This window comes from Shinella sp. 1A1, assembly GCF_055379515.1.
In genome coordinates this window covers 107,208-127,167 of the sequence record NZ_AP039672.1, presented here as the reverse complement: position 1 = coordinate 127,167, position 19,960 = coordinate 107,208, and the positions used below count along the sequence as shown (strand labels likewise).

16 protein-coding genes and 3 pseudogenes are annotated in these 19,960 nt (G+C 61.9%); 7 read left to right on the top strand and 12 right to left on the bottom strand.

The annotated features are described in order from the left end of the window. Positions 1–55: 55 nt before the first annotated feature. The 4 genes from ACZ48C_RS17355 to ACZ48C_RS17340 form a co-directional block, all read right to left on the bottom strand. Positions 56–880, bottom strand: coding sequence for a sugar phosphate isomerase/epimerase family protein (locus ACZ48C_RS17355; RefSeq protein ID WP_464783430.1), 825 nt, complete (start codon positions 878–880; stop codon positions 56–58). 52 nt (positions 881–932) lie between these two features. Further along, on the bottom strand, positions 933–1,691 hold the full coding sequence (locus tag ACZ48C_RS17350; protein ID WP_464783429.1) for an SDR family NAD(P)-dependent oxidoreductase: 759 nt from the start codon (positions 1,689–1,691) through the stop codon (positions 933–935). A gap of 61 nt (positions 1,692–1,752) precedes the next feature. Continuing rightward, the gene (locus ACZ48C_RS17345) at positions 1,753–2,799 is read right to left on the bottom strand and encodes a transketolase family protein (protein ID WP_464783428.1); all 1,047 of its coding nucleotides are present in this window, start codon (positions 2,797–2,799) and stop codon (positions 1,753–1,755) included. Between the two features lie 11 nt (positions 2,800–2,810). Further along, complete coding sequence (locus ACZ48C_RS17340) at positions 2,811–3,665, bottom strand: transketolase (protein WP_424547143.1); 855 nt, start codon at positions 3,663–3,665, stop codon at positions 2,811–2,813. A gap of 282 nt (positions 3,666–3,947) precedes the next feature. Between ACZ48C_RS17340 and dctP the strand changes: the two are divergent. Then, positions 3,948–4,322, top strand: a pseudogene (gene dctP / locus ACZ48C_RS17335) (TRAP transporter substrate-binding protein DctP); the annotation flags it as partial. Positions 4,323–4,377: 55 nt separating this feature from the next. Here the strand turns inward: dctP and ACZ48C_RS17330 are convergent. From ACZ48C_RS17330 to ACZ48C_RS17315, 4 genes and pseudogenes are all read right to left on the bottom strand, one after another. Continuing rightward, positions 4,378–4,635: pseudogene (locus ACZ48C_RS17330) on the bottom strand (TRAP transporter substrate-binding protein); the annotation flags it as partial. A 302-nt stretch (positions 4,636–4,937) separates the two neighbouring features. Continuing rightward, entirely contained in the window at positions 4,938–5,597 is a 660-nt protein-coding gene (locus ACZ48C_RS17325) for a GntR family transcriptional regulator (RefSeq protein ID WP_424549463.1), read from the bottom strand. Between the two features lie 29 nt (positions 5,598–5,626). After that, on the bottom strand, positions 5,627–6,736 hold the full coding sequence (locus ACZ48C_RS17320; protein ID WP_464783427.1) for an iron-containing alcohol dehydrogenase: 1,110 nt from the start codon (positions 6,734–6,736) through the stop codon (positions 5,627–5,629). A 6-nt stretch (positions 6,737–6,742) separates the two neighbouring features. Next, on the bottom strand, positions 6,743–8,161 hold the full coding sequence (locus ACZ48C_RS17315) for an aldehyde dehydrogenase family protein (protein ID WP_424549465.1): 1,419 nt from the start codon (positions 8,159–8,161) through the stop codon (positions 6,743–6,745). Between the two features lie 193 nt (positions 8,162–8,354). Between ACZ48C_RS17315 and ACZ48C_RS17310 the strand changes: the two genes are divergently transcribed. The 3 genes from ACZ48C_RS17310 (at position 8,355) to ACZ48C_RS17300 (ending at position 10,637) form a co-directional block, all read left to right on the top strand. After that, positions 8,355–9,272 (top strand): hydroxymethylglutaryl-CoA lyase, encoded by a 918-nt coding sequence (locus ACZ48C_RS17310; RefSeq protein WP_464783426.1) that lies wholly within the window; start codon positions 8,355–8,357, stop codon positions 9,270–9,272. A gap of 562 nt (positions 9,273–9,834) precedes the next feature. Further along, complete coding sequence (locus tag ACZ48C_RS17305) at positions 9,835–10,113, top strand: type II toxin-antitoxin system TacA family antitoxin (RefSeq protein ID WP_245424709.1); 279 nt, start codon at positions 9,835–9,837, stop codon at positions 10,111–10,113. Continuing rightward, on the top strand, positions 10,110–10,637 hold the full coding sequence (locus ACZ48C_RS17300; RefSeq protein ID WP_464783425.1) for a GNAT family N-acetyltransferase: 528 nt from the start codon (positions 10,110–10,112) through the stop codon (positions 10,635–10,637). Before ACZ48C_RS17305 ends, ACZ48C_RS17300 begins: the two co-directional genes overlap by 4 nt. Before the next feature lie 683 nt (positions 10,638–11,320). Here ACZ48C_RS17300 and ACZ48C_RS17295 read toward each other — a convergent pair. After that, the gene (locus tag ACZ48C_RS17295; RefSeq protein ID WP_464783424.1) at positions 11,321–13,507 is read right to left on the bottom strand and encodes a methyl-accepting chemotaxis protein; all 2,187 of its coding nucleotides are present in this window, start codon (positions 13,505–13,507) and stop codon (positions 11,321–11,323) included. Between the two features lie 440 nt (positions 13,508–13,947). Here ACZ48C_RS17295 and ACZ48C_RS17290 point away from each other — a divergent pair, with 440 nt between their 5' ends. Next, entirely contained in the window at positions 13,948–14,877 is a 930-nt protein-coding gene (locus ACZ48C_RS17290) for a bifunctional enoyl-CoA hydratase/phosphate acetyltransferase (protein WP_464783423.1), read from the top strand. After that, the gene (locus ACZ48C_RS17285) at positions 14,874–15,989 is read left to right on the top strand and encodes an acetate/propionate family kinase (RefSeq protein ID WP_464783422.1); all 1,116 of its coding nucleotides are present in this window, start codon (positions 14,874–14,876) and stop codon (positions 15,987–15,989) included. The genes ACZ48C_RS17290 and ACZ48C_RS17285 overlap by 4 nt, the downstream gene beginning before the upstream one ends. Before the next feature lie 27 nt (positions 15,990–16,016). On the opposite strand, the gene ACZ48C_RS17280 is transcribed toward ACZ48C_RS17285, so the two are convergent. Next, on the bottom strand, positions 16,017–16,142 hold the full coding sequence (locus ACZ48C_RS17280; protein WP_281048087.1) for a hypothetical protein: 126 nt from the start codon (positions 16,140–16,142) through the stop codon (positions 16,017–16,019). Positions 16,143–16,368: 226 nt separating this feature from the next. On the opposite strand from ACZ48C_RS17280, the gene ACZ48C_RS17275 reads away from it, so the two are divergent. Continuing rightward, positions 16,369–17,169 carry a universal stress protein gene (locus ACZ48C_RS17275; protein WP_464783421.1) on the top strand — a complete coding sequence of 267 codons (801 nt, stop codon included), beginning with the start codon at positions 16,369–16,371 and terminating at the stop codon, positions 17,167–17,169. Between the two features lie 20 nt (positions 17,170–17,189). On the opposite strand, the gene ACZ48C_RS17270 is transcribed toward ACZ48C_RS17275, so the two are convergent. Further along, positions 17,190–19,166 carry a heavy metal translocating P-type ATPase gene (locus tag ACZ48C_RS17270; protein WP_464783420.1) on the bottom strand — a complete coding sequence of 659 codons (1,977 nt, stop codon included), beginning with the start codon at positions 19,164–19,166 and terminating at the stop codon, positions 17,190–17,192. Between the two features lie 2 nt (positions 19,167–19,168). After that, positions 19,169–19,864, bottom strand: a pseudogene (locus tag ACZ48C_RS17265) (VIT1/CCC1 transporter family protein). Positions 19,865–19,960: the final 96 nt, after the last annotated feature.

Genomic DNA, 19,960 nt, shown 5'->3' with positions numbered 1-19,960 from the left:
CCGAGCGTCCGCCGCCGGCCGATATCGGCCGTGCTGTTGTCCTTGTCTTTTCCGTTCAGGCCTTGTGATTACCCGGCACCAGCCGCTTGGCGGCGGCAACCGTACGACCGAGCCAGACGTGCTCCATGCGCCGTGTCGCCTCCATATCGCTCGTCTGCGGCAGCCAGTGTTCGAGGATGACGCTCATGTCATCGGGACAATGGGCAAGTAAGGCGAGAATTTCCTCGATTTCGGCCCTGCCCTCGGACAGGGGCGTGCCGTGGATCCGGAAGCCGACGCCATAGGGATCCGGCGTGATCTCGTAGTCCTTCAGGTGCAGGTTTATCGTATATGGCGCCAGCATCCTGACCGTCGTCATCGGCCATTCGCCGGCGCAGATGGAATTGGCGACATCGAGGCAGACGCCGAGCGCATCGTCCGCCACGGCATCAAGAAGCTCGACCATGCGCGGGGACGGATAATTGAAATGGTTCTCGATGGCGAAGCGAAGGCCGGCGCGCTTGCCGTCGGGCAGGAGTTCGCGAATCTGGGCCGCAAGCTCCGGCACGGGGATCAGCGCATCTTCGGCATCGAGCGCCACGCGCAGGATTTTCGAGCCGATACGCTCGCCGATCGGAATGTAGCGGGCAAGCTCCTCTGCATCGAAAGATTGCGTGCCGAGTTCGAGCGCCATGCCGTAGCTGTCGGCTCGGGCCTTGAGGGCGACATGCTCTTCCGGCGTCAGCCGGTCGAGCGGCAGATTGTCGGCATATTGCACCAGCGCCAGGCCGTGATCGTGAGCGATCTCCAGCACCTCCATCGCCGTCATCGGTTTTGCCGGCTGCAGGTCCTTGATGCCGATCGACCAGCGGAAGGCATAACTTCCCAAACCCAGTTTCATGGGGTCCTCCCGAAAAGGCGGCCGGGGCCGAAGCGGCGCCGGCCGAACAGGTTCAGTGAATGAGCGAGCCGCCGTTCACGTCGACTTCCGAGCCGGTGACATAGGCCGAGAGATCGGAGGCGAGGAACAGCGCGCAGCCCGCGACATCGTCCGCCGTTCCGGCGCGCCCCATCGGGATGCCGGCCTTGATTTCTTCCAGCTTTTCAGGCGTCAGGAGGCCGCCGGTGATATCCGTCGCGATGAAGCCCGGGCAGATCGCGTTGACGCGGACATTGTCGGGCGCCAGTTCGCGGGCCATCGCCTTGGTGAGGCCGAGCACACCAGCCTTTGCGGCGGAGTAGTGCGGTCCGCCGAAAATGCCGCCGCCGCGCTGCGCCGAAACCGACGACAGGTTGACGATCTTGCCTTCCTTGCGCGAGCGCATATGCGGAATGACCGCCTGGCTGCAGTAAAGCGTGCCGCGCAGGTTCACGTCGAGAACCGCATCGTAGTTCTTCGGTGCGATGTCCATGATCTTCAAGGGCTGGGTGATGCCGGCATTGTTGACGAGGATGTCGATCCGGCCCCACTTTTCCACCAGCGCTTCGAAGACCTTCTTCACGCCTTCGAGATCGATGACATTGCAGGCCATGCCGACATGCTGCGACCCGAGGTCGGCGGCGGCCTCCTTCGCGGCGGCTTCATCGAGATCGAGGATGGCGACGGTCGCGCCATGCTCGGCGAAAAGCCTGGCGGTGGCCTTTCCGAGGCCGCGCTTGGAAGCGGCGCCGGTGACGACGGCAAATTTTCCCTGCAGCAGAGCAGTACCCATGAAGTTTCTCCTTGATGTCTGCGCCCGGCTTTACCGCAGCGCCTGTCCGTTGAAATGAATGTCAGAGCCAGCCGCGGATCTGCGTGACCATGGCGGCGGTCGAAATGCCGTAGCGATCATGCAGCGTGGGAAGCGCGCCGGCATCGAGGAAGCGATCCGGCAGGCCGATCATGCGGAAGGACGGCGTCACACCGCTCGTCAGCAGTGTCGAGGCGACGGCCTCGCCAAGGCCGCCGACCTTGGTGTGGTTTTCCGCCGTCACGACAAGACGGCCGCCCTTGCCGGCTTCCGCAAGGATCGTCTCCGTGTCGAGCGGCTTGATCGTCGGGCAATGGAGCACAGCCGCGGAAATCCCTTGCGCTTCCAGCTCGACGGCGGCATCGAGCGCCCGCATCGTCATGAAGCCGGAGGCGATGACGAGCACGTCCTTGCCCTCACGCAAGAGCTTGGCCTTGCCGAGTTCGAACCGGTAGTCCGGGCAGTGCTTGCGAATGACGGAGGCCACCTTGCCGCGCGGCAGGCGCATATAGACGGGGCCGTCATGCGCCGTAATCGCCGGGATCGCCTCCATGACGTCGATCGCGTCGCAGGGGTCGACAATGGTCAGGTTCGGCAGGCCGCGGAAGATCGCAAGGTCTTCGGTCGCCTGATGGCTCGGCCCGTAGCCGGTGGTCAGGCCCGGCAGGGCGCAGACGATCTTGACGGGCAGATATTCCTCGGCGATCGCCATGGCGATGAAATCGTAGGCGCGGCGCGAGGCGAAGACGGCGTAGGTGGTGGCGAACGGGATGAAGCCCTCGCGCGCCATGCCGGCGGCAGCCGAAATCATCACCTGCTCGGCCATGCCCATCTGATAGAAGCGCTCGGGGAAGGCCTCCGCGAAGACGTGCAAATCGGTATATTTCGCAAGATCGGCAGTCAGGCCAACGATACGCTCGTTCTTCCTCGCCTCCTCGACCAGCGCATGGCCGAACGGCGCGGAGACGGTCTCATAGCCTTCCGCCGCAAGAGAGGCGATCATCGCCGAGGTGCGCCCGCCCTCGCCGGCCTTCGGCGGCGTGCGGGGCTCCCATTTGCGATGCGGGTCGTAGCTGCGCGTTGCACTCATGGTCTTGCTCCTCATTCCGGCCGGTTCGCGTCGAGAACGGCAAGCGCCTTCTGCCATTCATCCGCTTCGACCCGCACGAAATGCGTGATCTCGCGCTCTTCGAGGAAGGGCACGCCCTTGCACATGACCGTGTCGCAGATGATGACGCGGGGCTTTGCTTCCTTGAGGTCGCGGGCATTGTCGAAGGCGGCGACGAGTGCGGCGATGTCGTTGCCGTCGACGCGCTGGACGTGCCAGCCGAAGGATGCCCACTTGTCGCCGAGCGGCTCGGAGCAGAGCATTTCCGTCGACTTGCCGTCCGCCTGCTGGTCGTTGAAATCGACGATGCAGATCAGGTTATCGAGCTTGTGATGGGCGGCCGACATGGCGGCTTCCCAGGTCGAGCCCTCGCCGAGTTCGCCATCGGACATCAGATTGTAGATGAAGGCCGGGTTCTTCTTCGCCTTGAGGCCGAGCGCCATGCCGACGCCGATGCCGAGGCCCTGGCCGAGCGAGCCGCCGGTGATCTCCATGCCGGGCGTATAGGCGGCCATACCGGACATCGGCAGGCGGCTGTCATCGGTGCCGTAGGTCTCGAGCTCCTGCTCGGGCAGGATGCCCGCCTCGATCAGCGCGGAGTAAAGCGCAATCGCGTAATGGCCGATGGAAAGGAGAAAGCGGTCGCGGCCTTCCCATTCGGGTTCACCCGGCCGATATGCCAGCGCGTGGAAATAGGAGACAGAGAGAACGTCGGCGATGCCGAGGGCCTGTCCGACATATCCCTGCCCCTGCACCTCACCCATACGAATGGCCTTGCGGCGGATTTCCCAAGCGCGGCGCGCAAGGCTCATGTTCGACAGCGTCGCCGTCGTGGCCTGGATGGTCATGGATCCTCCCGTCTCGTCCGGCGCATCACGGCGCCAACGATCTTCACTACTGACGTGGAAAGAACCGGCCATCAATTAAGTTATTCGAACAAGTTGTTAAGGAGAACTTAGATGACGTTCGCGTCCAGATAGGCGAGCCTCAGGGAAGCGGGCGAGGAGGACGTTCCGCTGCAGGGCGCACCATCCGCTTGCCGAAGGTCGGCATCAGGCTGGCGAGCGGCATGCAGCACCGGAGGCTTCCCTATTCGCGGATAAAAACCCACGCCTTAGGGAGGAGTGACAATGAAATTTCGCCATCTGTTGACCGCCGTTGCCTTCGCATTCTGCGTCAGCGGCGCAAACGCGCAGACATTCCAGGTTTCCCACAATGCAGGAGCCGGCAATCCCAAGGATGTCGCCTCCCTGAAATTCGCCGAGATCGTCAAGGAAAAGACGGGCGGCCGGATTACGGTCGATGTGGGCGGCGCCGCCCAGTTCGGCGACGATGCCGAGACCATCACCAATATGCGCCTCGGCACGATCGCCTTTTCGGCGAACTCGCAGGGCACGACCTCGGCCGTCGTGCCGGAAATCGCGCTGCTGGGCCTGCCGTTCCTGTTCCAGGACCTCGAGCAGGCCGAGGCTGTGATGGACGGCCCTGTCGGCGACAAGATCGCAGGAATGGAAGGCCCAGCAGACCGATCTCCGGCACCGCGCCGGATGTTGCTCCTTGCGCATTCGCCGAAAAGGCGATCGTGCCCAGCCTGATATTGGTGACGCTTTCGGCATCGTCGCCGAATTGCGAACTCGTGCCCACATCGACCGTGATCCGGCCACCCGTCTTCTCCTTGACAATCTCGGCGAACTTCAGTGACGCGGTGTCCTTGGGATTGCCGGAAGCGGCGCTGTGCGAAATCTGGAATTGCTGTGCCGCAGCGGAACTGGCGCACAAAGACACGACCAGGGCTGCGATGATGTTGCGAACTTTCATGACTATCCTCCACTGTTTGTCACGAACCGTATGGATGTTTCCGGACTGACGTCCGCAGTCTGGGCCAACAAGCAACGGCAACAGAAGTCCCTGCGACTTCGCATTGCGAGCGTCGCTGCCGTGAAGTCGATTTGGCTTGGCCGCCCGGACATCCCCGCTGTGGGGGAGTGCCGGTCAGAAGATTTGCCGCGATAACGAACCGGTCTAGTTGACCGCACTCACGGCGGCGGCGGCCACCCGCGAAACGGTGTACCGCGCCCGTTTATGGAACGTCTTCTGCATGAACTCCTCCCGAACCGTATCTACATCTGAAGCAGAAGCTTCTTCAGGATCTGCCGCACGAGGTTGCGATGGTCCTGGCAAAGCTTGCGTGCCTTCTCACTGTCTCCCGCGGCGATGGCCGCGATGATCAACCGGTGCTCCCGAACGGAATTCGCCCGGTCCACATAGATCGGGCTGATGAAGGACAGCACCGATTTCATCTGGTCGCGCACCGAATAGTAACTGCTGGCGATCAGCGTATTTTCGGACATGTCGAAGATGATCTGATGAAACTGCCCATCCAGCTCCGCCCATATCCGCGCCTGATCGCGCTCCAGATTCTCCTCCATCCTGTCGACCAGCGGTGTCAGCAGCCCTTCCAGCTCCCGCCCGTCGACATCGCCGGCGGCGACACGTTCGGCCAGAAGATATCCCGCCATGCCGTCAAGCGCCTCGACCAGCTCATAGCCGCGGATCAGGTCCTGGATCGTGAAATGGCGCACGAACGTACCGGAGCGGGGAATGACCTCCACCAGCCCGTCCGCCTCCAGCCGCTTGATGGCGTCGCGCACGGGCGTGATGCTCATCTCGAACTCGCTCGCAATGCGGTGGATATCGAGGGGAGCAGACGGGCGAAGACCACCATTGATGATCCTGTCCCGAAGCGCTTCATACGCCTTGTCGGAAAAGTTTCGCGTCATCGCTCTCCCTCTGGACACCGTGGGCCTCGTTACATGAGTTCGCTATATACCCTCGCAATATCCTGTGCCGAGAGCGGAACATAGTTGTTCACCAGCAATCGCTGCTGGGTTTCGATCACCTTGTCCGCGTATCGGCCGGTTTCGCCTGCCGTCATGCCATATTCGCTCAGCCGCCGGGTGGGCACCACCTTGGCAAGCAGGGCATCGAGCGCATCGAAAGGATTGCCACCGCCCTCCACGCCGACGACCTCCTCGATCACGCGGGCGATGTCGGCGATCTTTCCGTCCGGAGCCTTCTCGTAGTAGATTCGGAAAACCGGCGGCAGGAACAGTCTCGTCGCCTCGCCGTGCGGCACATGATGCGCACTGCCGAAATGCATCGCGATCGCATGGACCCCGCCCGCCAGCACGTTTGCAAGGGCGATGCCGGCCATGTTGCTCGCCGTCAGATAGGCCTTGGCATCCTGTTGGATCACCTCTCGCCCATGCGCGACGATGCGCATGTAGCCCTGCAGGATGGAGCGGATGGCCGCCATGCAGAACATGTCCGTATAGGCATTGGCCCGCGGCGCCAGATAGATTTCCAGGGCGTGGACGAGGGCATCGGCCGAAGACGTTGCGAAGACGTGATAGGGGATCTTTGACAAGAGCTCGTCGATCAGGACGGCGTGATCGGCAAAACCGGCATCGAACCCCTTGCCGATCTTGCTGCCGACCGACGGAAAATCGAACACCGAGACACAGGTCACCTCGCAGCCCGTGCCGCAGGTCGTAGGGATGAGGAGAAGGCCTGCCTTGCGCCCCGGCTGCACGCCGGCGGCAAACAGTCCGGCGACGTTTTCATCCGAATCCAGCGCCAGCACTTTCGCGCAGTCCAGAATCGAGCCGCCGCCGATCGCGATCAGGCGCTCGAAGCCGAGTTTGCGGATGGCGTGCAGCATCTCGTCAACGGCGATGTCCGTAGGCTCGCCGTCGCAGAAGTCGTCGTAGAAAAGAGTCTGCGCCAGCGTTCCCTTCATGAAGGCGTCGTGCAGGACGCGTTGCGTGAAGATGAGGTCCCGTTCGGTGACGGCATGCGCTTCGGCGAAGGCAGCGAAGGTGTCGTAGCCATGAAGCTGTGGGCGAACAGCGAATTTCATCGTCGTTCAGGCTCCCGCAGCGATGCGCACGGCGGCGATCTTCCCGAACAGGGGCCCATAGATCGCCTCGTCATCCGGCGCGGACCGATCGAGCGGCTCGGCGATACGCGTGGTGTTGTAATAGTGCTTCTGGGTGACGTTTTCGGAAACCGAGTTCCCGCCCCAGCTTCCGCAACCAAGCGAGAAGGTCTTGGCCAGGCCGTTGGACCAGCTTCCCGAATTGGCGACGCCATGCGGCTGGCGCACGATGACCCGTGACGTCTTCGTCTCAAGGCCAAGCTGCAGGATGCGGCCGGCATCGTTGGAATGGATGCCGCAGGAATGACCCGAGCCGGAATAATCGGTGATGGCGTTCACCAGTGCGATGGCGTCGTCGAAGGCCTCGTATTTGTAGCAGGTCAGGACGAGGCTGAGCTTCTCGCCGGAGAAGGGATGCCCGGCTCCCGTACCCTCCTCCTCGACCACGATGAATTTGCGGTCCGCCGGCACGGCGATACCGGCAAGGGCCGCGATTTCGCCGACGGGACGGGCCACGACCTTGCGGGAAACGTGTCCGTTTTCCCAGAGGACGGCCTGGAGCTTCGCCTTTTCCTCCGCCGTTGCGATATAGGCCCCCTCCTTTTCCAGCACGCGCAGGAATCCGTCATGGATCGAGGCCTGGACGATGATGGAGTTTTCGGCCGAGCAGCCGGAGGCATTGTCACCGGTCTTGCCGATCCTGATTTTCGCCGCGGTCTCAGCGAGATCGACCGTCTCATCGATGATCACCGCGGCGTTGCCGACGCCGACGCCATAGGCGGGCTTGCCGGAGGAATAGGCCGCGTTCACCATGTCTCCCGAGCCGGTCGCCATGGTGACGTCGCACTGGGCCATGAGTTCGGCGGCGAGCGCCTTGGACGGCGCGGCAATGCACTGGACCAGATCTTCAGGAGCGCCGCATGCGGCAAGAACCTGCCGGATGACATCCACCACGAAGATGGTGGTCTTCTTGCTGGCCGGATGCGGCGCGCAGATCACGGCATTGCGGGCACGGATGCCCAGAACGGATTTGAAGATCGGCGTCGCCTCGCAATTGGTGCTCGGCACGAGCGCCGCGATGACGCCGTAGGGTTTGGCGATGGTGATGATGCCGTTCACCTCGTCACGGTCGATGACACCAACGGTCTTTTCCGTGCGGATATCGTGGAAAATCGCCGGCATCTTGTGCGTGAGCTTCGCGCGCTTGCTTTCGACAAGGCCCATCTTCGTTTCATCATAGGCCATTTCGGCAATTTTCGCGGCCAGTTCGGGGCGCGACAGATGATAGACGATGGCGCCGGCGATCAGGTCGACCTGTTCCTGCGTGTAACCGTTCAGGATGGCCTGCGCCTTGCGCGCCCGGGCAACCAGCTCTGCGATGTGAATTTGATCTGCGGACTGAGACATTGTTCCTCCGGGCCGCTGTCGCGACCGCACGCTGCATTTCTTGATGCATCAGATAAGGCATCACGACATTCATACGACCTTCGGACGTCGAGTTCAACAATAATATTTTATCTGATGCATCAGTTTGTATTTTTATTGATGCCTCTGATGCTGCATGCTAGTTGGCGTCGAAAGGCAAAACCTGGAGGGCCACATGATGTCGAAGAACGAAGATACGGTAGCGATCAACGAAGTGGTTCTGCGCGACGGCTTCCAGAACGAACCGAGCTTCGTCCCGACAGAGGAGAAGATCCGTCTTTCCGACCGCCTGTCGGGGACCGGCGTCCGGCGCATCGAGGTTTCATCCTTCGTTTCGCCGAAAGCGATTCCAAACCTGCGTGACGCGGCCGACGTCTTCCGTGGCATCGAGCGGACGCCGGGGGTGCTCTATACGGCGCTCGTGCCGAACGTGCGCGGCGCCGAGCGAGCGCTCGAATGCGCGGTGGACGAGGTGAATCTCGTCATGTCGATCGGAGAGCGGCACAACCTGGCAAACATGCGGATGACCTGCGACCAGTCGCTCGCCCAGTTCAGGGAGATCATGAACGTGGTCGCTGGAAGCGGCATCTTCATCAACGGCACGATCGCCACGGCCTTCGGCTGCCCCTTCGAGGGCCGCCAGCCCGTCGAGCGGGTGCTATGGGCCATCGACACCTATCGCGATCTGGGTATCGAGGGAATCACCATTGCCGATACGATCGGCATGGCCAATCCCCGCCAGGTCGGCGAACTCACGGCCACGATCTTGCGCCACCATGCCGATCTGCCGCTGACACTCCACCTCCACAATACCCGGGACATGGGCCTCGCCAATGCGCTTGTCGCCTATGACGCGGGCATGCGCAGCTTCGATTCCGCACTCGGCGGCATTGGCGGCTGCCCCTACGCGCCCGGGGCTACGGGGAATGTCTGCACGGAAGACCTCGTGCACATGTTCCACAATTGCGGCATCGACACCGGTGTCAACCTTCCAGCCCTGCTTGAGCTTTCAGGCGAACTACCCGCAACTCTCGGCCACGGCGTCCCTGGTTATATTGTAAAAGCGGGTACAAGTGACCGTGTTTATGCTTGATTCTGCTAGATTCTAACACGCCAGAAACCGGAGCAATGGTGCTAACTCGGAAGTGCTGGGAAACCGCGATTCTGACTTGGAAAAGGGATCGCTGGCTGGGGCGCCAGGATTCCCAGCCAAGGATTCCGCCCTATTTCAAGCCGTTGAGAAGATTATTAAATCCTTATCACCTAATATTCCCTGTACGACAGTCTTGTACTACAATCCGATACGACAGTCCGGTGGAATTTGATGGCTGCTATGCGGAATTATCGCCGCCTTATGGTTACGCCCCACAATGACAGTCACTCCATCGGTCCCACCAGATGGACCTTTCGTGATCGGGGGCGGCTGGACGGCTACCTGAAAGCTCACAGCAACAGCAGGGTCGTGATAATCTATCCAGCGGAGTTTCCCGGGAAACTAATCAGGCTTGGCGCGTCTTAAACTTGGGACCTGCTTTAAAAGCCTCCTCTACGGCAAGCGACCGGAGGATTACGTACACCATCAAGACGCACGACCTTGAAAGTCAAGCCAAGTTCGCGTACATCTTGAACAAGTACCTTGCACAAGGGAGACGGAGATGCCCCAAGCTGCCGTGGATGACAACAAGCGCATGAATCTGCGCGTCTCGCCGGAAACGAAGGCCAAGCTCGTACGCGCGGCCGCATTGCGCAACACCGACCTGACCAACTTCGTGACCCAGACCGCCTTGCGGGAGGCCGAAGCCGTGATCGAGGCGGCCGAGGTCGTTCGGCTCTCGTCACGCGATCACGCGCGCGTGCTTGAGCTGATGGAAAACCCGCCTAAGCCCAACGCAAAATTGCGCTCGGCAATCGCGGCGTTGCCCGACACCCTATGACACTGCCCACATGGAGAGAAGAAGCTATCGCGAAGTCGCATGATCGTCAGTCTTTCGACTGCGGCGATCCGGCGATGAACGAGTTCTTCCGGCGCTACGCGCGTCAAAGCCACGAACAAAATGCCTCAAAGACTTTCTGCGCAATCGACGTCGCCACGCCTAATCGCGTGCTCGGCTTCTACACCGTTGCCCCCTCCGCCATAGCCCATGAGCTAGTGCCGGCGTCGATGACGAAAGGATTGGCCCAGCACGAGGTTTCCGGTTTCAAGCTGGCACGCATTGCGACCGACGTGACGGTAGCCGGCCACGGCTTGGGCGGCCAACTCCTCGCGGCCGTTGCGTTGCGCTGCCTGCGGGTCGCCACCGAGGCTGGCGGCGCGTTGCTGATCATCGACGCAAAGGGGGCGCGGGCGGCCAAATGGTATGCCAGCTACGGGGCCGAGCCGCTCAAAAACAGTCCCCTCACGCTGGTCATGCCGCTCGCAACCTTCGCCGCCGACCTCAAGGCCAAGGGCCTTCTCTGACGGAGGCGGCCATTTGACTATAGTCATCTATTCGCGCGGCGCTAGCGGTGCATGACCGCAGAACTTTCTGAATATCCCGAATAGCAGTAGGTCGATACTTTGAGTACCAATATGGGCCCGTTGTGCACTTCAGCTTGCGCACGCTAGATATCCGATTTTGGGCCCTGAACTGATAGTCCACTTGTGGAGAACGAGGTCAAGAAAGCAGACTTAAACAGTGCGTTCGGAACACATAGGTGCAGTTCGAATCTCCTCCGGTGAGATGCGGGATAGTGGTGAGCACTATGTCTATTTCAGGCAAGATGGAGTTTCCCTCGTCGGGGAAAATTGCGAGATCGACAAGTTCCGCGCCATCAACCTCCGGACATGTGGCGGCTCCACTCAGGGTGGAGCCTGCTGCTGCAAGACCACCGATAAACGTACCGTGAGATACACCGCCGAGTGTGACCTCGGCGGCGCAATATCCCGACGTCTGGCCCTATCGCATCGTCGGCATGACGAAACCCGCGCCTGAACGGATGCCAGTCGGCCAGCGGGTCGTGATGGTCTTGAGCTTGGTGTACAAGCGTACGCCTTCAAGGCCGTGCATATGATGGTCGCCGAAGAGCGACTCCGATCGCGAATATCCAAGAAGCGTTGCCGAATTGAGGTGCAGCGGCGAACGATGGCGCCACACCTCTTTGCTAGGCGGCTCGTTGTGCACTATCCCATCCGTCCGGGCGGCCGAATTGGAACCGGGCGATAAGACCATCGAGTGTCGCGCTTTCCTGCGCCAGAGCGGCACCAGCGGCATTCATCTCCTCAACCATTGCAGCATTCTGCTGCGTGACCTGATCCATGTGATTTACCGCGGTGTTGATTTGCAGAAGACCAGCGGACTGTTCCTGCGCTGCCGTCGCGATTGCCTCCATGTGCCGCGCAACCGACTGGACAAGTTCAGCGATCTCGTCGAGCCCCGCGCCGGTATCGCTGACCAAACGCACGCCCTCGCCCACGGCGGCTTCGGAGTTGCCGATCAGTTCCTTGATTTCCCGCGCAGCCTTGGCGGACCGCTGGGCAAGCTCACGAACCTCCTGCGCGACGACGGCAAAGCCCTTGCCCGCCTCCCCCGCGCGTGCCGCTTCCACCCCGGCATTCAGCGCAAGAAGATTAGTCTGGAAGGCGATCTCGTCGATGACGCCTATGATCTGGCCGATCTGCCGCGCAGCGCGGTCGATTCGTTCCATCGCAAGAACAGCGCTCTCTACGACGGTGCCTGCCTGCCCGGCCCTGCTCTCCGCATGTCGTACGATGTCGCGGGCTTCGTCTGCGCGTTTCGAGGTCGCTGCCACATTGGCGGTAATCTCTTCCAGCGCCGCAGCGGTTTCCTCCAGCGACGCGGCCTGCTGCTCGGTGCGGCGGGAAAGATCGTCGGATGCCGACGACACCTCACGCGAGCCGCCCGTGACGGTCGAAACCGAGACACCAACACTTTGAAGGGTTTCACGCAATTGTCGGACGGATGCATTGAAATCCTGCCGCAGTGCTTCGAAATGCGTGTCGAGCGGTTGCTGCAACTCACACATCATGTCACCAGCCGCAAGGCGCTGCATGCTGGCGGCGAATATCGAGGTTGCACGGACGAGACGAGCCTGGGCTTCGGCTTCCGCGGCCTGCTGCATCTCGGTGCGCTCGCGCTCGACCTGTGCGCGCCGCTCTGTCTCTGCCGCTTCCAGCTCTCGATTACGCACGGCAGCCTCGTGGAAAACCTCTACGGCCTGCTCCATGTCACCGATTTCATCCTTGCGGCCGGTCGTGACCGGATCAAAGTCGAGATCGCCGGAAGCCAGTCGATCCATGGCTCCGACCATGCGCCCGATCGGACGTACGACCGTCATCGCCATTAATCCGGAAAGGCCCATCACCATAAGGCCGACAACGATGCAAACGAGGACGAGAGTGAGGAAACTGCGATAAGCCGCCCCGGCAGTCGCAAGCGCGAGATCGCCGATATCCTTGAGATTTTCAGTCTCGATTACCTTCAGCGCATCGATACGCTCCGTTGCGGCAGCAAACCATAGCGGACTCTCCAAACCTTCGAGCATCGCGTCCACGCCTCCAGCGACGATACGCGCACGAAAATCCTCCATCGTTTGCGACACATCAGTCAGCATATGCTCGTAGTGGGCACGGTGACTATCATCCTGCACGGAGAGCGCCGATGCGATCAACGCATCCTGCTGACCGGCAAGCCCCGCGAATAAGCCAAACCGTACCGGATCAACTCGACCGGAAACGATGAAACCGTTGCCGAGGGCACGTTCCTGACCGGCCGCCTCCTTGGCCTGCATCAGATGGACATAGCCGAACATGCGTTGCGCAATCCCCGCATCAGAAGCGAGCCTGGACAGGCGATTTGTCAGTACGATGATATCATCAATGGCGGCCGTATAGGTTGCAAAGGCATCCGGCCCCCCCGCCGTCAGCGCATCGACGGACGGGCGCAGGTCGGCGATCGCGGCCAGCTTTTCCTCCAGGCCGCGCTGTACCGAAGAGAGATCGGCGTCGACCGCCGCATCGAGTTTATTCATGCTTTGCGCGAATCCGGTCATCGCGGCGTCGGAGGCGTTGCGCGCCACACGAAGCTCTGCACCGCCGGTGGCCCCCTTCGATCCAAGAAACCCGGTCGTCAAACCTCGCTCGACCTGCAGGCTATGAACGACACCGCCGATCTTCACCATTTCCTGGCTGACCGTGACGATATCGCCCATGTTACGATAGGTTTCGAGACGCTCGGAACTCTGGGCATAGGCAAGATAACCGGCCGCCAACATCGGAACCGCGACGGCTGCCCAAAGACGCTTGCTAACGGAAATATCGACCAATCGCATAAAAGACACTCCTGAATGCAGGCATCATGCCTTTCATGAAAGCGGCACATTCGCTCTGCCCGATAAACATATTGAAAATTAAATTTCTATGAAAATCGAATATAAACCGCATGCTAAATAGCACATACGATAAATAATACATTCATCAGAATGAGATCTTGAAATTTGACGAACATCAAAATGATTTTTTTATTTACGAATATCAATTTCGACATGAAAATATATATTCCTCCTACGCCGAATTGAGAAATAGGAAAAATCGAGCGACCGTTGATCTCAATACGTTTTCCCATCGAAAGCCTCGAACACTCGGTGCAAACTCCACCAAACGTCGCTGTGCAGCAGTGGGCGCCTTAAGGGAAAAGGCCTCTTGCCTAGGGTCGGACCATCGTGAAGATTGCTCATCCACAACTTTACATAAGGCGCTAGGGGAACGTGCGATGAGTGGACAGACAGATGCGATTCTGGCCCTTTGCCGCAAGCTGCCGCCCACCTGTACGGCGATCGTGCATCCAGTGAAGGCCAACGTGATTGCGGCCGGTTTCGAGGCGATGCGGGAAGGCCTGATCGCGCCGGTGCTCATTGGGCCTGCGGCGCGGATAGCCGAGGCGGCCAGAGAGGCCGGGGTCGATATAGCAGGGTGGGAGATCGTCAACACTGAGCATAGCCATGCGGCCGCGGCCAAGGCGGCGGAACTGGCCGCGGGTGGCAATGTGAGCGCCATCATGAAGGGCTCACTGCACACGGACGAACTTCTGGGCGAGATCGTGAAAGCCGGCGCCGGGCTGCGCACGGAGCGGCGCATCTCCCATTGTTACCTCATGAGCATCGCTTCCTATCCGAAGCCGTTCATGATTACCGACGCCGCCGTTAATATCCTGCCCGATCTTCCAGTGAAGGCAGATATCATCCAGAACGCCGTTGATCTCTGGTGCGTGGTGTTCGGCGAGGCGCGACCACCGAAGGTCGCCATTCTCGCGGCGGTGGAAACAGTCAATCCCAAGATGCAAGCGACCCTGGATGCCGCCGCGCTCTGCAAGATGGCGGACCGCCGACAGATAACCGGCTGCCTGATCGACGGTCCCCTTGCCTTCGACAATGCGATCAGCCCGCAGGCGGCGCGGGAGAAAGGCATCGTGTCGGCTGTCGCCGGCGATGCCGACATCCTTCTCGTTCCCGATATCGAAGCCGGCAACATGCTGGCAAAGCAGCTCACGTTCCTCGGCGGGGCGGAGGCGGCCGGTATCGTGCTGGGCGCCCGTGTTCCCATCGTCCTGACGAGCCGGGCCGACGACCAGCGCACACGCCTATTGTCCTCCGCCCTTGCCTGCCTGCTCGCGGATGCCCGCGCCAAAGGCCGCATCAAATGATGAATGTATTGCTCGTTCTCAATACGGGGTCCTCGAGCCTGAAATTCGAGATCTTCGGATACGATGCGCTCGACAAGCTTGCCAAGGGCAAGGTCACCGGCATAGGCACCGAGGCAAGGCTGAGCGCGACAATTACGGCGGGCGACGTTCATATCGACAGGGCGCTTGCCGCCAACGACCACGAGACCGCCATGGGTGCGGTGATCGATCTCATCGACCGGTACGACGATGCCTGGCGCATGGTGGCGACGGTACACCGAATCGTGCATGGCGGCGCCGATTTCGTCGCGCCCGTCATCGTCACGCCCCAAATCCTGCGGCGGCTTGCGGCGCTAGCGCCGCTCGCGCCATTGCACCAGCCCTACAACCTTGCGGGCATCGCGGCTTCGGACCGCCTCTCGGACGCCCCGGATATCGCTTGTTTCGATACCGCCTTTCATGCGGGCCATGCACCGCTTTTCCAGGTTTTTGCGGTCGATGCCCCGCTACGGGCCCAAGGTATCCGCCGTTATGGCTTCCATGGGCTGTCCTACGAATGGATTTCCCGTGTGCTTGCAAGCGAACATCCCGATCTCGCACGCGGCCGGGTCGTGGTGGGGCATCTCGGCAACGGCGCGAGTCTGTGCGCCCTCAGGGACGGCATCAGCGTCGACACGACGATGGGCATGACCGCGCTCGACGGTCTACCGATGGGAAGCCGCACCGGCGCAATCGATCCCGGCGCAGTCACCTACATGCTGCGTCAGCTCGGCATGAGCGCTGACGAGGTAGAACACGCACTTTACGAACGATCCGGTCTGAAGGGTCTGTCCGGCCTCAGCAACGACGTGAAGACCTTGCTCGAAAGCACGGATTCAAGAGCCGGCTTCGCCCTCGACTATTTTGCCCTGAAGGTAGCGCAGTTCACGGCGATGATGGCTGTGTCCATGGGCGGGCTCGACGCCTTCGTCTTTACCGGGGGGGTCGGGGAAAACGCGGGGCCGGTTCGGGATGCGATCCTCGTCCGGCTGAAGTTCCTGCCTCCGTTCCAGACCTTGATCATCCCGACGAATGAGGAGCGCATGCTTGCGATCCACGGCAAGGCGCTGCTGGAGGCGGGACGGAGCGGCTGACCGGTCTCGCCCTCTGCCGGCTGAACGTCAGGCGCCTTGAAGCGCTTCCATGATCCGGTCTTCGATGGCGAGGCGCTGTTTGCGGCGCATCATCTCATGACCCTGCCCGACCGGAGCGACATTCATCACCGCGAGATGAATGTTGTCGTTCACCGCGTCGTAGTCCCCCAGTAGGTCAGCAAAAGCCGGATCGGCGACCTTCAGGACACGGATTCAATCCGCCTGGCCACGAAATTCTTCGCCAAAGTGTGGAGTGTGTTCGACATATCTGCCTCCGTAACAATCATCATGGCAGAATTCGGAGGACTTTGTTTCAGGCTTGATTTCGGTCAACGGCACGAAGGCCTAAAAATCGATTGGCGATGCGCCACGCGATATTTTGACCGAGGTCAATATGTGCTTCGCGATCGGCATTATGCTCTTCGACACTTGCCTTGAACGGAGGAATGCACACATGGCTTATCGATCCATTCTGGTCAATCTCGATATCGACCAGCCCGCTGAGCCGATCATGCGCGCCGCAATCGATCTGGCGTCCCGCTCGGGTGCACGGCTCATCGGGCTTTGCGCCACCGAAACGCCCACGAAGCACGCGGAGGAGATTCGCGCCGCGTTCCTTCATCTGGCGGCAAACCGGATCGAGGCCGAATGGCGCGGGGAAGCGACGACGCCGACCGAGGCGGTCGTGACCGCCGCCCGCATCGCCGATCTCGTTCTGATGGCGGCCGGAAACCGGGCGAACCCGGCAACCGTCGTGCTGCGCGCAGGACGTCCCCTGCTGGTGATCGGAAGCGGCCAGCACGCGCTTCCGGCAAGAAAGATCGTCGTCGGCTGGAAAGACACCCGTGAAGCCCGCCGCGCAATCGCGGATGCGCTTCCCCTGCTCTCCGTCGCCTATGATGTTGCCGTCGTGTCTGTTTCCCCGGAGCCCACACCAGCCGAGATACAGAGTCTCACCGAGATCGTCGCCTATCTCGCCCAGCATAATGTGAAAGCGAGGCCGCAGATGATCAAAAGCGCCGACGAAACAATCGGCCTCCTACAATTCATCGACGCGAGCGATGCAGATATCATCGTCACCGGCGCCTATGGCCATAGCCGTCTGCGGGAATGGGCTTTCGGCGGCATCACGCGGCTGCTTCTCGATGAGAATACTCGCAATCGCTTCCTGTCCTGCTGACCATTGGGCGCGGCCGGCGCTTACACCGGCCCATCGGCGGGCGATGCGGCCGAAGTGGGCGCCACCATCAGCCCCTCCCCTGAAGGACGGGAGAATCCGCTCGCGCCCACAGGCCACCGGATCGGGTCCGACAACAGGCGCAGGCCGTTGAGGACCACGAGCACGGTCCCGCCTTCATGTCCAACCACTGCTAGTGGCAACGGCAGATTGAAGAATAATCCGCCCGTCACCAGCACAAGCATGGCGCCGATCGCGACGACAAGGTTCTGTCGGATGACCGCCGCGGTCCGGCGCGCCAGCCGGTGCGCATCGGCCAATTTCTTCATATCTTCCGACAGCAGAGCCACATCGGCCGCCTGAAGGGCGACCTCCGAGCCGGCCGCCCCCATGGCGATGCCGACATCGGCGCGGGCAAGAGCGGCCGCGTCGTTGACGCCATCGCCGACGAAGGCCACGGTGCCGCCGCCCGCCAGTTCCCCCACATGGAGCACTTTGTCCTGCGGTAGCATTTCGGCATGAATCTCATCGGGAGCGAGGCCGAGCCCCGCGCCGATCCGTAACGCCACCGGCCGACGGTCACCGGTCATCATGACGATGCGGCGCACGCCGTCGGCGCGCAGGGCCGCAAGCGCCGGGGCAGAGCTTGCCCGCGCCTCGTCCGCCACGCTGACGGCGCCGAGGATGTTTTCTCTACGCCCCAGATAGACGACGGTCTCGGCACTGTCGGTGAGTTCCCGAAGCTGAACACGGTCGACAGAAGCCCCCATGTCTCGGGCGAGATGGAGGTTTCCAGCCCAGAGCACGCCAAGCGCATCCGTGCCAACGATCCCGGCGCTCGGACGAGCGCTGACATCCACGACACGCGCCGGCTCTATATTCCGTGCGTCCGCCTCCCGGCGGATCGCCGCGGCGACGTGATGCTCGGAATGGGCTTCAAGCCCGGCCAGCAGCGACAGGAAGCCGCGTTCGTCCCCGTCCAACGCGACGATCCGCGTCACGGCTGCCCGGCCGTTGGTGAGCGTGCCTGTCTTGTCGAAGGCGAAGACATCAACAGCGGCCAGCGTTTCAAGCGCGCCGCCGCCCTTGAACAACACGCCGCCCCGCGCGGCCGCCGAGAGTGCCGATAGGATCGCCGCGGGCACCGATATGACGATCGCGCAGGGGCTGGCCGCGACCAGCAGGGTCGCAGCGCGATAGAGCGCCGGCTCCCAATCGCGCCCGATCCCATAGAAAACAGCGAAGGCGAGAGCTGCGCCCAGAAGGACGGCGACAGTATAGCGCTGCCCGAACCAGGCGCTGAAACGCTCCGATGGAGCCTTGGCCTCCTGGGCCTCCGTGACCAGCCGGATCATGCGGGCGATCGTGCTGTCACCGATCGTTCTTGCGACCGCGACCTCCAGAATGCCGTCCAGATTGACCGTGGCCTCGAACACCTGCTGGCCCGCCTCCTTGGAGACCGGCATGGATTCGCCGGTGATATTGGCTTCATCGATGCCGCCGCGCCCCCGCAGGATGACGCCATCGGCCGGCACGCGAGCGCCGGGTCGCAGGATCACCACATCCCCAACAGCCAGCTCCGCCGCGGGAACTTCCAGGACAGAGCCATCGGCCTGCCTGCGGAACGCCGTTTCGGGGCGCAACGCCATCAGCGCCTCGACGGCGCGGCGCGCACGTCCGAGCGCCTGATGCTCGAGCGTCGTCGATACGCTGAACAACGTCAGCAGCACGGCGCCTTCGAACGGCGAGCCGACAACTGCGGCCGCGACTGCCGCGACCACCATCAAGAGATCGATGTCCAGGACATGCTCTCGCCACAGGGCCAAAAGCGCGCTCCCCGTGGCCGGCACCCCACCAGCGACATAGACGAGCGCCAGCCCGGGCCAGCGCAGAACGGCAAGCCCCTCGACCGGCGGCCAGGTTCCGGCCGCGGCGAGGATCATGCCCAGCACCGTCAGCAGCGACATCATCGTCGACGTATCGAACGACAGACGTTTCATGATCAGATCGCCCGGCCGATAAGCGCGCCGATGGCCGCAGTCGACGCCATGGCGACTGCACCCCAGAAGACGACCCGGACGGTCGGCTTCCAGACGCCCGCGCCGCCCGCACGCGCGCCGATCGCGCCGAGGACGGCAAGCCCGACGAGACAGGCAACGGACACAGCCCAGACGGCCGTTCCCGACGGCGCCAGCAGGGCGACCGCCAGCGGCAGGGCCGCGCCCGTCGCGAATGTCGCCGCCGACGTCAGCGCCGCCTGGACAGGCCGCGCCATTACGTGGCTCGACAGGCCAAGTTCGTCCCGTGCATGGGCTTCGAAGGCGTCCTTCGCCATCATTTGTTCGGCGACCTAGCGGGCAAGATCCGGCGCGACACCGCGCTGCTCGTAGATTGCGGCGAGTTCTGCCAGCTCCGCCTCCGGCTGGGTGGCCAGCTCGTGACGCTCACGCGCCATGTCGGCCTGTTCCGTGTCGGCCTGGGAGCTGACGGAGACATATTCCCCCGCCGCCATCGACATCGCACCAGCCACCAGCCCGGCGACACCAGCGACGAGGATTTCCTGCGATGCCGCGGTCGCCGCCGCGACACCGACGATGAGGCTCGACGTCGAGATCAGCCCGTCATTGGCACCCAGCACCGCCGCGCGGAGCCAGCCGATACGTTCGATGAGGTGGCTTTCCTTGTGGACGGCGCGCATGGCATCTCCGATTTCAGCAGATCGACTGTGGTTGCATGATGACGTCAGGCTACTCATTTAGAACTATTCTAAATTTTGCCATATAGACAACCGCAC

What these genes read in the sequence shown, in the direction of transcription:
- ACZ48C_RS17290 (WP_464783423.1), top strand. Translation starts at nt 13,948, where the DNA reads ATGAGTGGACAGACAGATGCGATTCTGGCCCTTTGCCGCAAGCTGCCG.
- ACZ48C_RS17350 (WP_464783429.1), bottom strand. Translation starts at nt 1,691, where the DNA reads ATGGGTACTGCTCTGCTGCAGGGAAAATTTGCCGTCGTCACCGGCGCC.
- ACZ48C_RS17325 (WP_424549463.1), bottom strand. Translation starts at nt 5,597, where the DNA reads ATGACGCGAAACTTTTCCGACAAGGCGTATGAAGCGCTTCGGGACAGG.
- ACZ48C_RS17320 (WP_464783427.1), bottom strand. Translation starts at nt 6,736, where the DNA reads ATGAAATTCGCTGTTCGCCCACAGCTTCATGGCTACGACACCTTCGCT.
- ACZ48C_RS17310 (WP_464783426.1), top strand. Translation starts at nt 8,355, where the DNA reads ATGATGTCGAAGAACGAAGATACGGTAGCGATCAACGAAGTGGTTCTG.
- ACZ48C_RS17300 (WP_464783425.1), top strand. Translation starts at nt 10,110, where the DNA reads ATGACACTGCCCACATGGAGAGAAGAAGCTATCGCGAAGTCGCATGAT.
- ACZ48C_RS17340 (WP_424547143.1), bottom strand. Translation starts at nt 3,665, where the DNA reads ATGACCATCCAGGCCACGACGGCGACGCTGTCGAACATGAGCCTTGCG.
- ACZ48C_RS17285 (WP_464783422.1), top strand. Translation starts at nt 14,874, where the DNA reads ATGATGAATGTATTGCTCGTTCTCAATACGGGGTCCTCGAGCCTGAAA.
- ACZ48C_RS17295 (WP_464783424.1), bottom strand. Translation starts at nt 13,507, where the DNA reads ATGCGATTGGTCGATATTTCCGTTAGCAAGCGTCTTTGGGCAGCCGTC.
- ACZ48C_RS17345 (WP_464783428.1), bottom strand. Translation starts at nt 2,799, where the DNA reads ATGAGTGCAACGCGCAGCTACGACCCGCATCGCAAATGGGAGCCCCGC.
- ACZ48C_RS17355 (WP_464783430.1), bottom strand. Translation starts at nt 880, where the DNA reads ATGAAACTGGGTTTGGGAAGTTATGCCTTCCGCTGGTCGATCGGCATC.
- ACZ48C_RS17315 (WP_424549465.1), bottom strand. Translation starts at nt 8,161, where the DNA reads ATGTCTCAGTCCGCAGATCAAATTCACATCGCAGAGCTGGTTGCCCGG.
- ACZ48C_RS17270 (WP_464783420.1), bottom strand. Translation starts at nt 19,166, where the DNA reads ATGAAACGTCTGTCGTTCGATACGTCGACGATGATGTCGCTGCTGACG.
- ACZ48C_RS17305 (WP_245424709.1), top strand. Translation starts at nt 9,835, where the DNA reads ATGCCCCAAGCTGCCGTGGATGACAACAAGCGCATGAATCTGCGCGTC.